We start from the raw sequence: 12456 nt of genomic DNA, 5'->3' as shown, positions 1-12456 counted from the left end.
TGATCAATCCTCCTCACCCGGTGCCCCGGTCGGCACCGGGCGCAACGCTAGCGCCACCAGGGGCACGGTCGCGACCGCCGCGAGCAGGGTGAGCACGGGATATCCGGCCGCCTGCATGACAAACCCGCTGAGCACCGCGGCACTCGCGCCGGCCAGCCCCATGATCATGTCGGAGAATCCCTGGACGCTCGGCCGCACTCCGGCCGACACCGACTCGGAGAGCAGTGTCGAGCCGGCCACCATCGTCCCGGACCAGCCCAGCCCGAGCAGGACCAGACCGACCGAGAGCCGAGGGGTGTGGTGCCCGGCGGTACCGGCGACCGCGCAGGCGGCCAGCAGCAACCCGACCCCGCCGAGGATCACCGCCCGGCGGCCGAGCCGGTCGGTGAGCCAGCCGACCACCGGGGAGAACGCGTACATGCCGGCGATGTGCAGACTCAGCACGATCCCGACCAGCCGCAGCACGTCGGCGTCGGCGTGCGACTCACCGAGCCGGACCGGGGTCATCGCCATCACCGCCACCATGACCAGGTGACCCACCGCCACGGCGGCGATGCCGAGCCGGGCCGCGGGCTGTCCGCGTACCACCGACCAGGCCGCCCGCATCCCGGCGCCGCGCGGCGCACGCACGCCGACCGGTGCGGCGGCCGGCCCGTCGCCACCGCCCGCCGGCGACGCGGCGGTCCCGGCGGTGGGGCCGGGCGCGGTCGCCGCCGCCGCACCGCCCGACGGCACGGCGGCGGCCGGCCCGCCACCGTCGGGCCCGGTCGTCGGCGGCGACGCGGCATCGGCCGCCGCGAGTCGCCGCGCGGTGAGCAGCGGGTCGGGCCGCAACAGGCCGAGGAGTACGACGGCAGCCAGCACGAACGCCGTCGCGCTGAACGCGAACGGGCCGGCCAGCGGGGGCAGCCCCCAGCCGGTGGTCACCCGGTCGGCCAGCGCGGCGAAGTTCGGCGCAGCCACCGCGCCGATGGTGGTGGCCCAGACGATCAGCGAGAGCTGGCGACCCCGACGAGCCGGCTCGGCGAGGTCCACGGCCGTGTACCGGGCCTGGAGGTTCGCGGCGGTACCGCCACCGAACAGCAGCATGCCGAGAAAGAGCAGCGGCACCGAGCGGGTGGCCGCCGCCAGCACCACCAGGACGCCGCCGACGGCACCCACGGCGTACGCCAGCACCAGGCCGGGCCGGCGGCCGTGCCGGGCCATGATCCGGGTGACCGGGACGGCGAGCAGCGCCGCGCCGACCACCCCGGCGCTCTGCGCGACCCCGGCCACCGCCGTCCCGGCGACCCGGGCGGCGAGCAGCGCGCCGACGGAGATGCCGATGGTCACGCCGATGCCGCCGATGATCTGGGTGGTGAAGAGCAGCCGCATGGTGCGCCGCTGGATCGGTGCGACGTCGAGCCGGGCGGCGGCACGCGGCTCGGTCAGGTCGGTGGCCATCGGCGCTCCTCAAGTGCGGGGACTCCGCCATCCTCGCGCACCCACCCGGTGCGGGCTGCCCCGGCCAGCCGGGCGCAAGATCCGCGCAACTTCAGGGACGTTGCTGGCTCGGCGCGCCGGGAAGCAGCAGTTTCCCCGAAGGTGCGCGGATCTTGATCGGCGTCGGAGGAACGGACGTCAGCCGGTCATCACCCGCTGGTGCAGGGACGACACCGCGGCGCGGGCCGCCACGAACGCGCCGTGCTGCCAGGCCACCTCGTGGCTCAGCCAGTCCCCGGCGAAGTAGACCCGCCCGGCCGGCCGGAGCAGCAGTTCGTATCCGGCGGTGCCGTACCGGGGCGAGGTCCAGGCGCCCTCGATGTAGCGGGTCCGGTCCCAGGCGTGCGAGTACGAGGTGACCAGCTCGCTGCGGTACTTGTCGCCGTGGATCTTCACACCCTGGCTGACCGCCCGCTCCTGGCGCAGCTCGGGGGTGAGCCCGCTGTACGCCCGGGCGTTCGCCCCGGTGTTGTAGTAGCCGACGACCAGGCCGCGCTTGCCGTGGAAGCCGTAGGACGGGTACCAGATGTGCGACAGGTCCAGGTCGGTCTCGGTGATGCCGCCGTAGATCCGCTGGTCGGTCTCCCACCAGCGGCTGCGGTACTCCAGACCGATCTTGCCGGCGGCGGTGACCGGGAAGTCGGCCAGCGCGGCGGTCACGTCGACGCCGAGGTTGTGCGGCACCCGGGCCATCAGGTGCGGTGGCAGCGCGGCCACGCAGTAGTCGGCGGTGAGCTGCGCCGGCCGGCCGCCCTGGCGGTAGGTCACCTCGACCCGGTCGCCCCGGTCGGTCACCCCGGTCACCTCGGCGTTGAGGCGGATCCGGTGCCCGCCGACGGCCTTGGCGAGGGCGCGCGGGATCTGGTCCATCCCGCCGACCGGCTGGAACATCAGCATCGCCTGGTCGTAGCCGAACTCGAAGGAGAAGTACCGGCCCACGTTGCTGGCGAAGACGTCGGAGAGCGCCGGCGGCGCGCCGAGCATGGTGCCGACGTCGTTGCCCGCGCCGGGGTACGTGGTGAAGCCGCGCCGGCTGGTCCCGGTGTACGCCCAGTCGCTGGCCCGTCCGCCGATCGCGCCGAAGCTCTGCAGGAACGACAGCAGCCGGTCCCGGTCCTCGGCGCTGAGCCGCGCGTCCAGCGCACCCTGGTCGGTGGCCTTCGCGAGCAGTTCCGAGACGTAGCCGAAGACGTCGGCCTTGGCGGTGCGGTAGCGGACCGGCCCGGTCATCCCGGCGGACTCGTTGTAGATCCAGGCGTCGGCGTTCTGGTTGGTGAAGACCTCGACGGGTACGCCCAGCTCACGGCAGTAGTCCATGGTGACCATCCACTGTGCGATGCGGCCCGGGCCGGCGTTGAAGTAGACGCCGTCGGAGAAGCCGGCCCGCTGGGTGTGGCCGTCGAGGTCGGTCTCGACGTCGCCGCCGCGGATGGTCAGGTTCCGCCCACCGACGCGGTGCCGCGCCTCCAGGACCGTGCACTGGTAGCCCGCCTTACCCAGCTCGTACGCGGTGGTGAGCCCCGCGATGCCGCCGCCGAGCACGACGACGCTCGCCCGTGGCCGCCCGGTCAGCGTGAAGTCGGACGGCTCCGGCGCCCGGAAGGCCGGGGTCGTCGACGCGGCGGCGCTGGGCGCGAGCCCCATGGCGCCCATCGTGGCGAGCATCGCGCCGGCTCCACCGCTGATCCCGACCGCGCGCAGGAATCCACGCCGGCTCACCGTCGACTGCGTCTGATCGCTCATGAACGCCTCCCCTACAAGATCGACTCATGTGAGTCTGTGGAGGGCGTGTTACACCGGTCGCGCAACGCCGTTTCCAGGAGGTATCAGACGTCCCGTCCTGTTGGGACACTCAGGACGGCGAATGCGGCGCCACCGCACGGAGCACGCCGTCCAGACCCTCCTCGAACAGCAGGTCGTCGCCCCACCGGGAGTCGTCGAGATGACCGGAGGCGGTCAGGGTCGGGTAGGCGTCGGCGTGCGCCGTGACATGGTCGCGGGCGGCGGCCCGCGCGTCCGGGTCGGCGGTCCTGCGCCAGGTGGCCTCGGTGAGCGAGGCGCCGATGACGTAGTTGGCCAGCGTTCGGGTGGCCACCGCGAGGTGCCGGCCACGGCAGCCGCCGCGCACCAGCGCCGCCTGGAGGAACTCGGTACGGGCCAGCACGTTGGGCCCGAGCATCGGCCGGCCCACCAGGCTCGGCGCCCAGGGATGCCGGAGCATGGCGGAGCGCCAACCTCGGACGAGGACCCGGACGTCCTGGGGCCAGTCGTCGGTCGCGTCCGGGATCGGCACGTCGCCGAAGATCCGGTCCATTGCCAGGTCCAGCACGTCGTCCTTCGTCCGTACGTGCCAGTACAGGGCGGTCGCCGTCACGGTGAGGCGCTGGGCGAGGCCACGCATCGTGAGGCCGTCGATGCCGTGCTCGTCCAGCAGGTCGACCGCCGCGTCCACGATCCGGTCGATCGTCAGTGGCGGCCGGCGCGGTGGCCCGGAGCGCTCCGGACGTAGCCATACCGACGAGGGAGGGCGGCGCTCTGTCATGCGGTCACCCTAATACGGTGGACAGGAAACTTAACGTCGGTAAGCTACCTGAACGCCTGCCCATCGTCCCGCGAGGAGGTCCCCTGATGCCTCTGCTGCGAATCCACCTCGACACCGACCGGAGCACCGCCCGGCGCGTCCTGCAACTGCACCAGGAGGGCAGGAGCCATCACGAGTCGCGCGAGGCGGCCCGGGAACAGGCATGGCGGCAGGGCCGCACCCCGGCTGGCGAACCGGTCTTCGTCGGCGTCACGAACGGCCGCCGCAACGTCCAGTTGCTCTACGACGTCGAGGTCTACACCGACACCGCCGGCTGACGCCCCGCTCGACGCCGGCCGGGCGGTTATCCGGCGAGCGCGCGTGCGCGCGACGGCACCTCGCGGCTATCCGGCGAGGGCGCGGGCGACCACGGTGAGGTCGGCGACCAGCCCCTCGTACGCGGCGTCCTGGTCGTCGGCGCGCAGCACCGCGGACGGGTGGATGGTCGCCAGCAGCCGGGTCGGCGGAGCGTCGGCCAGCGCGCCTGCGCTGTCCACCGGGACCCGCTGGAAGTCCTCGGGATGCTGCGCGGACGCCGGCCAGGGCAGCAGCTCACCGCGCTGCCTGGTCACCCGGAAGGACGGGCCGAGCAGCGCCTTGGCGGCGGTGGCGCCGAGCACCACGACGACCGCCGGGTCGAGCCGGGCGAACTCGGCGACCAGCCAGGGACGGCAGGCGGCGATGTGGATCCGGTCCGGCGTCTGGTGGATGCGCCGCTTGCCCCGCAGCTCGAAGCGGAAGTGCTTCACCGCGTTCGTGAGGTACAGCCCGGCCGGGTCGAGGCCGGCGTCGTCGACGGCCCTGCGCAGCAGCCGACCCGCGGGACCGACGAAGGGCAGGCCCTTCTGGTCCTCCATGTCGCCGGGCTGCTCCCCCACCAGCACCACGCGGGCGCTCTCGTCACCCCGCCCGAAGACGGTCTGGGTGGCGTCCCGGTACAGCTCGCAGCCGCGACAGCCGCCCGAGGCCGCGCGCAACGCGTCGATGGTGTCGGCATCGGGCGGGATGAACCGCTGGGCACCGGGGGCGGCGTCGGTCTGCTCGGCCATGCCGACTGTTATATACCCGTTCGGTAGCCGCTGCCGGGTACGCCCCGGAGACCCGGGCGGCCGTCCGTCAGTACCCGCCCCCACCCCCACCGCCGCCACACGACACGAGCGCGATCAACACGATGATGATCACGATGACCGCGACCGCCACCCCGATCCAGAGCCCTCGATTACCGCCTGAAGCCATGATCAGCCACCTCCGCTGGCGCGCATACCCGTCATGCACCCGGCAAACCTCCCGGCCGGGTCACCGGTCGGCGGGTCAGGTGGTGAAACCGGACGGTGGACCGGGACGGACGGCGCGGGCCAGGGCGGCCGCCAGGGGCGCCAGGTCCTCGACGGCCAGGGAACTGACGGTGACGCGCAGGGCGGGCGGAGCGGCGATCCGGTAGAGCGAGCCGGGCGCCACCACCCAGCCGGCATCGCGCAGCGCGGTCACCGCGCTGGTCTCGTCGGGCACCGGCAACCAGACGTTGATGCCGCTGCGCCCGTACGCCGTGAGGCCGTGCCCGGCGAGCGCGGTCAGCAGTCCGACCCGCCGCAGCTCGTAGTCGTGCGCCGCGCGGCGCACGAGGTCGTCGACCGTCGGGTCCCGCCAGAGGGCGAGCACCAGCCGTTGCAGCACAGTGGACACCCATCCGGCGCCGACCCGCGTCCGACCGGTCACCCGGGCCACGGTGGTCTCGTCGCCGGCCAGCACCGCCAGCCGCAGGTCCGGCCCGAAGGGCTTACTCACCGAGCGCACGAAGGCCCAGGTCGCGGTCGCGCCGGCGAGCGGGTGCAGGGGTACGCGGGCCAGCTCGGCGGCGTGGTCGTCCTCGATGAGCAGCAGGTCCCGCCGCCCGGCGAGCAGCGCGCGCAGCTCGTCGGCGCGAGCGGCCGAGACGGCCGCGCCGGTCGGGTTCTGTGCCCGGCTGGTGACCACCAACGCCCGCGCGCCGGCGGTCAGTGCGGCCGCCACCCCGGCCGGGATCGGCCCCTCGTCGTCCACCGGCACGCCGATCGGGCGCAGCCCGAGGGCGGCGACCAGGTCGAGCAGATTGGCCCAACCGGGGTCCTCCACCGCCACCGCGTCGCCGGGGCGCAGGTGCGCGCCGAGGAGGCGTTCGATGCCGTCCAGCGCGCCACCGGTGAGGGTGAGGTCGTCAGCGGTCACCCCGTCGGCGCTCAGCCGGGCGCGGGCGGCCTCGGCCACCTCCGGGAGCACCCCGGCCTCGGAGTAGCCGACCGAGGGGCCGACATCGGCGGCGAGCGCCGCCAGGTGGGGGCCGATCGGCGGCAGCAGCCGGGGATCGGGCTCGCCCCGGGACAGGTCACGGGCGCCGGGCAGCGGCGCGGGCCGCAGCGCGGAGCGACGGGCAGCCACCGGTGGGCGCGGACGGACCCGGGTGCCGTGCCGGCCGGCGGTGGTGAGCACGCCCCGCTGGCGCAGCTCCTGATAGGCGCGGGCGACGGTGGCCGGGCTGACGGCGAGCTGGGCGGCGAGGGCCCGCACCGACGGCAGGGCCGCGCCGGGTGGCAGGGCGCCGGCACGGATGCCCGATTCGATGCTGGCCGAAATCGTGGCGGCCGTCGTCCCGGCGAGCTGATAGCGTGCTGACACAAATACGGGATTGTACTAGAACAAAGGGGCGCGCATGTATCCACCCACCGCCCGGACCACCGCCAGCCGCTCCCGTGACCGGATGAGGTACGACCGCGAGGCGGCGCACGCCGTCCTGGACGAGGCGTACCACTGCGCGCTCGGCTTCACCGTGGACGGTGAGCCGCGCGTACTGCCCACCCTGCACGTCCGCATCGGCGACACCCTCTACCTGCACGGGTCCACCGGCAGCCGGCCGCTGCTCGCCGCCCGGGGCGACGGGCTGGCCGTCTGCGTGGCGGTGACGCTGCTCGACGGGCTGGTCTACGGCCGGTCCCAGTTCCACCACAGCGCCAACTACCGCTCGGTGGTCGCGCACGGCACCGCCCGACTGGTCACCGACGCCGGTGAGAAGAGCGCCATGCTCACCGCGCTGGTCGAGAAGGTGGGCACGGGGCGCAGCACGGACAGCCGCCCGCCGAGCCGGCGCGAACTGGCCGAGACCGCCGTACTCGCACTACCCCTGCGCGAGGTGTCCGTCCGGTCGCGCACCGGCGACGTCCGTGACGACGAGGCCGACCTGGACCTGCCGTACTGGGCCGGCGTCCTACCACTGCGGCTGACCGCCGGGCCGCCGCAGCCCGCCGTCGGGGTCACCGCACCCCTGCCGGCGTACCTGCGGACGCCCCGTACGCCCTGGCACGATCCGGTGGCGCTGAGCGGCGAGCACGTCCGGCTGGAGCCACTGGACCCGGCGCACGCCGACGACCTGCACGCCGCCACCGCCGACGACGACGTCTGGCGGCACCTGACCGTCCCGCGGCCCACCGAGCCGGCCGGGACCGCCGCGGTGATCGCCACCGCGCTGGCCGCACAGCAGCGCGGTGAGCGGGTGCCCTGGGTGCAGCGCTGCGCGGCGACCGGGACGGTGGTCGGCAGCACCTCGTACTACGAGATCGACCCGGACCGGCGGTCGGTGGCGATCGGGCACACCTTCCTCGGCCGCCCGTGGTGGCGTACCGGGATCAACACCGAGGCCAAGCTGTTGCTGCTCGGCCGGGCCTTCGACGAACTGGGCGCGGTACGGGTGGCGTGGCACACCGACATCCGCAACGTCCGTTCCCAGGCGGCCATCGAACGGCTCGGCGCCACCCGGGAGGGGGTGCTGCGGATGCACCGCCTGCGCCCGGACGGCTCGTGGCGCGACACGGTGCAGTACGCGATGACCGTCGACGAGTGGCCGAACGCACAGGCCATGCTGCGGAAAAGACTTCGCCGCACGGCACCGGCGGCGTGATGATGGCGGGCGTGCTGGGGATCACCGACATCTGGACGTACGTGCTGGGCACCGTGGCCATCATCCTGCTGCCCGGGCCGAACTCACTCTTCGTGCTCTCCACCGCCGCCAAACGGGGCGTGGGCGTCGGCTACCGGGCCGCGGCCGGGGTGTTCGTCGGCGACGGGGTGCTGATGATCCTCTCCGCCGCCGGGGTGGCGTCGCTGCTCAAGGCGTACCCACCGTTGTTCCTGGTGATCAAGTACGCCGGCGCCGCGTACCTCGGCTATGTCGGGGTGACCATGCTGCGCGGCGCCTGGCGGCGCTGGCGCGACCGCAACGACCCCGCCACGCCGCGGCTCATCGACGCCGCGGAGCCGGCGCAGCTGCGCAGCCCGTTCCGCAAGGCGCTGGTGATCAGCCTGCTGAACCCGAAGGCGATCCTGTTCTTCATCTCGTTCTTCATCCAGTTCGTCGACCCGGACTACGCCTGGCCGGCGCTGTCGTTCCTGCTGCTCGGCCTGATCGCCCAGATCACCAGCGCGCTCTACCTGACCGCGCTGATCTTCGCGGGCACCTTCCTGGCGGCCCAGTTCCGTCGCCGCCGACGCCTCGCCGTGGGCGGCACCACGGCGGTGGCAACCCTCTTCCTGGCCTTCAGCCTCAAACTAGCCACCGCCACCGCAGGCTGACCCACCCCGCCCCTCGCTCCCCGCCCCTCGCTCCCCGCCCCTCTTCTCCGCGATCTTGCACTTTGTGTTGTCCTTTTGGGCTTTTCACGCTGCTTTGTCGCCACCGAAAGTGCAAGATCGGCGCGCGGGACGCGCGGGGCGCGGGGGGCGCGGGGGGCGCGGGGCGCGGGGGGCGCGGGACGCGCGGGGTTAGGTGCCGTCGCCGCCGGAGCCGCCGCCGACCCCGGCGCCTCCTGCTGTGCCGCCCAGGCCGTAGCCGGGTTTGATGGGCGTGTCGGGGTGACGGCTGACGTGGGCCGAGTGGCCGATCTGCGCGGACCAGTCGGCGTGGGCGGCGGCTGCGGCGTGGCGGTTGATGGCGTGACGCAGCCAGCCGTCCACGGTGGCGACCCAGTCCCGCTGTCCGGCGTCGGCGTGCCAGATGCGGAACCGGCTGATGCTCTGGTGGGTGATGCCGGCCAGGGCCAGCCGCCGGTCCATCCAGGTGATCACCTCGAGGCCCACCGAGTTGGTCACGAAGATCAGTTCCAGCTCGGTGATCGGGCCGGCGTAGAGCGGTCCGACCCAGTAGCCCCACCGCTGGTGCAGCGGTAGAGCGTGCTGCACCCCGGGCAGGCCGCCCTCGACCAGCCCCGCCTGGCGGATCGAGAAGCCCAGCGTGTCCAACGCGGCCAGCACGTGCTGCTGGGTGGGGACCGGGTGCACGAAGACCGGCACCATGGCGCCCTGGTCCAGGCCCGGGTCGACGGACACCTCGGTCCGCAGACCCATCCGCAGGCTCAGCAGCGGCACCCCGCCGAAGGTGGTCACCGGGGTCTCCCAGGGCAGCGGCAACCCGAAGTCGACCGCACGGCGACGGCCCGCCGGGACCACGAACCGCCCGGCGATCGGCAGTTGGAAAAACTGCATGAGGCGTCGGGGGGCCGCCGGGTCGTCCGGCTCGACCGTGGTGACCAGGCCGAGCCGGATGTGTCGGACGAGCACGTCGTCCGGGCCGGCGGCGAGGGTCACCCGCCCGGGCAGGCGCAGGCCCGGACGGGTGCTCGGGTTCGGAAGTGTGGTCTGCACGGACAGTCCGGTCCAGCCGGACTCCCGAGACACCCCCGTCAACCGCATCGCGCGCCCCCCGCCAGGTCACCTCAACTCTCGCCGACCTGGCGGGGGATCACCCGGAACTTCCGGAAAGTGCGGTCTGCCTAGCGGAGTCGCCGGCCGCGCGGCACCGTGTCGGTCTCGTCGTCGAACTCGCCGATGACCTCCTCCAGCAGGTCCTCCAGGGCGACGAAGCCGATCGGGCGGGCCGGACCGCCGCCGTTGCGCACCAGCGCGAGCTGCGACTGCCGGGCGCGCATCTCGGCCACCGCCTCGGTGACCGTGGACGTCGCCGGCAGGGTGAACGCCGGCGTCATCAACTCCCCGGCGGTGGCGGCCCGGCCGGTGGTTACCACCCGTACCGCCTCCCGGACGTGCACCAGGCCGCAGACGTCGCCGCCGGAGTCCAGCACCGCCAGCCGCGACCGGCCGCTGTCCCGGCTGACCTGCTCGATCCGCTCGGCCGGGTCGTCGCGCCGGACGGTGACCATGGTGGCGAACGGCTCCATCACCTGCGCCACCGACGTGCCCTGCAACTCCAGCATGCTGGTGAGCAGTTGGTGCTGCTCCGCGCCGAGCAGCCCGTGCTCGCGGGACTGCTCCAGCAGGATCCGCAGCTCGTCCGGGCCGTGCACCTGGGCCAGCTGGTCCTGCTGGTGGACGCCGACCAGGCGCAGGATCGAGTTGGCCAGCGCGTTCAACGCGGACAGCACCGGCCGGGACACCCGGGCGAAGGCCCGGAACGGCAGCGCGAGCAGCGTCGCCGACCGCTCGGCGTCGGTGATCGCCCACGACTTCGGAGCCATCTCCCCCACCACCAGGTGCAGGAACGTCACCAACCCGAGGGCGAAGACCAGGGCGATGACGTGACTGGCCGCGTCGGGCAGCCCCACCGCGTGCAGCAGCGGGCTCACCAGGTGCTCGATCGCCGGCTCGGCCAGCGCGCCGAGGCCCAGGGTGCACAGGGTGATGCCGAGTTGTGCACCGGCCAGCATCAGCGACAGCTCGCGGACGCCGTCCAGCGCGGCCCGGGCCGCCCGGCCACCAGTGGCCGCGGCCTGCTCCAGCCGGTACCGCTTGCTGGCCACCAGCGCGAACTCGGCGGCCACGAAGAACCCGTTCAGCCCCAGCAGGACGCCGGAGCTGATCAACGCGATGCCGGGGCTCATGCGGACACCTCGCGCCGCTCGCCACGGTCGGTGAGTTGCAGCCGTACCGAGTCGGCGACGTGCCGGTCCACGGCCAGCACCTCGACCAGCGCGCGGGGCTCCGGCTCGTCCTCGTCGGCCTCGACGCCCTCGGGCAGCAGGCTGATCTCCAGTCGGTCGCCGACCTCCGGCACCCGGCCCAGCTCCCGCATGACCAGCCCGGAGAGGGTGTCGTACTCGGGCGCCTCGGGCAGCGCGATGCCGGTGCTGTCGGCGACCTCGTCGATCCGCCAGCGGGCCGGCACCACCCAGGAGCCGTCGTCCTGGCGGGCGGGCGCCCGCTCCGGCGGGTCGTCCTCGTCCCGGATCGGACCGACCAGCTCCTCGGCGATGTCCTCCAGGGTGATCACGCCGGCGAAGCCGCCGTACTCGTCGACCACGCAGGCCATCTGCCGGTGCCCGGAGCGCAGCCGGTCCAGCACCGTGGGCAGCGGCAGGGTCTCCGGTACGAGCAGCGGCGGCCCCGCCACCGCGCTGACCGGGGTGGTGGCCCGCTCGGCGGGCGGTACGCCCAGCACGTCGGCGATGCCCACGATGCCGAGCAGGTCGTCGACGCCCTCGGCGCCGCGCACCGGGAAGCGGGAGTGGCCGGTGTCCAGCAGCTCGACCACCCGGCTCACCGGCTCGTGGGCCCGGACGGTGTGCACGTCGACGCGGGGCACCATGGCCTCGCCGGCGGTCAGTTCCCGGAAGTCGAGCCCCCGGTCGAGCAGCGTGGACATCTCGGCGTCCAGGCTGCCCTCCTCGCGCGACTCGGCGATGATCTGTTCCAGGTCGGCGGGGGTCGCGCCGCTGGGCAGTTCCTCGATCGGCTCGATGCCGACCCGGCGCAGCAGCCGGATCGACGCGCGGTCGAAGAGCCGGATCACCGGACCGGCGATGGCCAGGTAGACGAGCGTGGACCGGCTCAGCGCACGGGCCAGCGGTTCGGCCCGGGCGATGGCGAGGTTCTTGGGCGCCAGCTCGCCGAGGACCATCTGCACGATGGTCGCGATGATCAGGGCCAGCGCCACCGACAGCGGCAGGCTCACGGACTCGCTGACGCCCGCGACGCCGAGCAGGTCGGCGAGGCCGCCACCGAGGTACGGCTCGGCGACGTAACCGACCAGCAGCGCGGTGACGGTGATGCCGAGTTGTGCGCCGGAGAGCATGAAGGAGAGCCGGCTGGTGACGGTGAGGGCCCGGGCGGCGGCCTGGTCGCCGTCGTCGGCGAGCTGACGCAGCTTGCCCCGGTCCACGGCGACGTAGCCGAACTCCTGCGCCACGAAGTAACCGGTGGCGGCGGTGAGCACGATGATGAGGAGAAGACCGACGACGATCAACACGGGACGCTCAGGGCTCCCGGGGTCGTCGGGACGGGGATATGCCGGGCACGACCCGGCTGGCTACTGCTGCCCTCCTGGGCAGAGGAGTCGATCATGCCGTCATTTTATCCGCCCCGGCTGGAGGACCGCTGAGAGATGGTCGCGATGCGGGCAGCCGGCCCCGGACGGG

General features: G+C 73.6%; 11 protein-coding genes. 3 read left to right on the top strand and 8 right to left on the bottom strand.

Going from position 1 to position 12456, the window contains the following annotated elements; translation table 11 throughout:
• Nucleotides 1-3 precede the first annotated feature (3 nt).
• From ACN263_RS06415 to ACN263_RS06405, 3 genes are all read right to left on the bottom strand, one after another.
• Nucleotides 4-1443, bottom strand: a complete 1440-nt coding sequence (locus ACN263_RS06415) for an MFS transporter (RefSeq protein ID WP_422738898.1) — start codon at nucleotides 1441-1443, stop codon at nucleotides 4-6.
• 177 nt (nucleotides 1444-1620) lie between these two features.
• Nucleotides 1621-3225 (bottom strand): FAD-dependent oxidoreductase, encoded by a 1605-nt coding sequence (locus ACN263_RS06410; protein ID WP_422738897.1) that lies wholly within the window; start codon nucleotides 3223-3225, stop codon nucleotides 1621-1623.
• Nucleotides 3226-3334: 109 nt separating this feature from the next.
• Entirely contained in the window at nucleotides 3335-4024 is a 690-nt protein-coding gene (locus ACN263_RS06405; RefSeq protein ID WP_422738896.1) for a TetR/AcrR family transcriptional regulator, read from the bottom strand.
• Nucleotides 4025-4110: 86 nt separating this feature from the next.
• Here ACN263_RS06405 and ACN263_RS06400 point away from each other — a divergent pair, with 86 nt between their 5' ends.
• Nucleotides 4111-4341, top strand: coding sequence for a hypothetical protein (locus tag ACN263_RS06400; protein ID WP_422738895.1), 231 nt, complete (start codon nucleotides 4111-4113; stop codon nucleotides 4339-4341).
• A 66-nt stretch (nucleotides 4342-4407) separates the two neighbouring features.
• Here the strand turns inward: ACN263_RS06400 and ACN263_RS06395 are convergent, their stop codons facing one another.
• Complete coding sequence (locus ACN263_RS06395; RefSeq protein ID WP_422738894.1) at nucleotides 4408-5112, bottom strand: UdgX family uracil-DNA binding protein; 705 nt, start codon at nucleotides 5110-5112, stop codon at nucleotides 4408-4410.
• Nucleotides 5113-5374: 262 nt separating this feature from the next.
• Nucleotides 5375-6715, bottom strand: coding sequence for an aminotransferase class I/II-fold pyridoxal phosphate-dependent enzyme (locus ACN263_RS06390; protein WP_422738893.1), 1341 nt, complete (start codon nucleotides 6713-6715; stop codon nucleotides 5375-5377).
• 34 nt (nucleotides 6716-6749) lie between these two features.
• On the opposite strand from ACN263_RS06390, the gene ACN263_RS06385 reads away from it, so the two are divergent.
• Both ACN263_RS06385 and leuE read left to right on the top strand, forming a co-directional pair.
• Nucleotides 6750-7991: a bifunctional pyridoxamine 5'-phosphate oxidase family protein/GNAT family N-acetyltransferase gene (locus ACN263_RS06385; protein WP_422738892.1), complete on the top strand. Its 1242-nt coding sequence runs from the start codon at nucleotides 6750-6752 to the stop codon at nucleotides 7989-7991.
• Nucleotides 7991-8662, top strand: a complete 672-nt coding sequence (leuE, locus tag ACN263_RS06380) for a leucine efflux protein LeuE (protein WP_422738891.1) — start codon at nucleotides 7991-7993, stop codon at nucleotides 8660-8662. Before ACN263_RS06385 ends, leuE begins: the two co-directional genes overlap by 1 nt.
• A gap of 189 nt (nucleotides 8663-8851) precedes the next feature.
• On the opposite strand, the gene ACN263_RS06375 is transcribed toward leuE, so the two are convergent.
• The 3 genes from ACN263_RS06375 to ACN263_RS06365 all read right to left on the bottom strand — a co-directional run bounded on the left by ACN263_RS06375 (nucleotide 8852) and on the right by ACN263_RS06365 (nucleotide 12287).
• A complete protein-coding gene (locus ACN263_RS06375) occupies nucleotides 8852-9778 on the bottom strand; it encodes a sporulation protein (RefSeq protein WP_422738890.1) in 927 nt (308 codons plus the stop codon).
• A gap of 80 nt (nucleotides 9779-9858) precedes the next feature.
• On the bottom strand, nucleotides 9859-10923 hold the full coding sequence (locus ACN263_RS06370; protein ID WP_422738889.1) for a hemolysin family protein: 1065 nt from the start codon (nucleotides 10921-10923) through the stop codon (nucleotides 9859-9861).
• On the bottom strand, nucleotides 10920-12287 hold the full coding sequence (locus tag ACN263_RS06365; RefSeq protein ID WP_422738888.1) for a hemolysin family protein: 1368 nt from the start codon (nucleotides 12285-12287) through the stop codon (nucleotides 10920-10922). Before ACN263_RS06365 ends, ACN263_RS06370 begins: the two co-directional genes overlap by 4 nt.
• Nucleotides 12288-12456 lie beyond the last annotated feature (169 nt).

Origin of the sequence: Micromonospora sp. WMMD729 (assembly GCF_049315225.1) — a bacterium.
Classification (GTDB): domain Bacteria; phylum Actinomycetota; class Actinomycetes; order Mycobacteriales; family Micromonosporaceae; genus Micromonospora.
This window is presented reverse-complemented; position numbering and strand designations above follow the sequence as displayed.

Bases quoted from the DNA above. Each gene is read 5' to 3' on its own strand.
- ACN263_RS06415 (WP_422738898.1), bottom strand. From the start codon at position 1,443: ATGGCCACCGACCTGACCGAGCCGCGTGCCGCCGCCCGGCTCGACGTC.
- ACN263_RS06410 (WP_422738897.1), bottom strand. From the start codon at position 3,225: ATGAGCGATCAGACGCAGTCGACGGTGAGCCGGCGTGGATTCCTGCGC.
- ACN263_RS06405 (WP_422738896.1), bottom strand. From the start codon at position 4,024: ATGACAGAGCGCCGCCCTCCCTCGTCGGTATGGCTACGTCCGGAGCGC.
- ACN263_RS06400 (WP_422738895.1), top strand. From the start codon at position 4,111: ATGCCTCTGCTGCGAATCCACCTCGACACCGACCGGAGCACCGCCCGG.
- ACN263_RS06395 (WP_422738894.1), bottom strand. From the start codon at position 5,112: ATGGCCGAGCAGACCGACGCCGCCCCCGGTGCCCAGCGGTTCATCCCG.
- ACN263_RS06385 (WP_422738892.1), top strand. From the start codon at position 6,750: ATGTATCCACCCACCGCCCGGACCACCGCCAGCCGCTCCCGTGACCGG.
- leuE (WP_422738891.1), top strand. From the start codon at position 7,991: ATGATGGCGGGCGTGCTGGGGATCACCGACATCTGGACGTACGTGCTG.
- ACN263_RS06375 (WP_422738890.1), bottom strand. From the start codon at position 9,778: ATGCGGTTGACGGGGGTGTCTCGGGAGTCCGGCTGGACCGGACTGTCC.
- ACN263_RS06370 (WP_422738889.1), bottom strand. From the start codon at position 10,923: ATGAGCCCCGGCATCGCGTTGATCAGCTCCGGCGTCCTGCTGGGGCTG.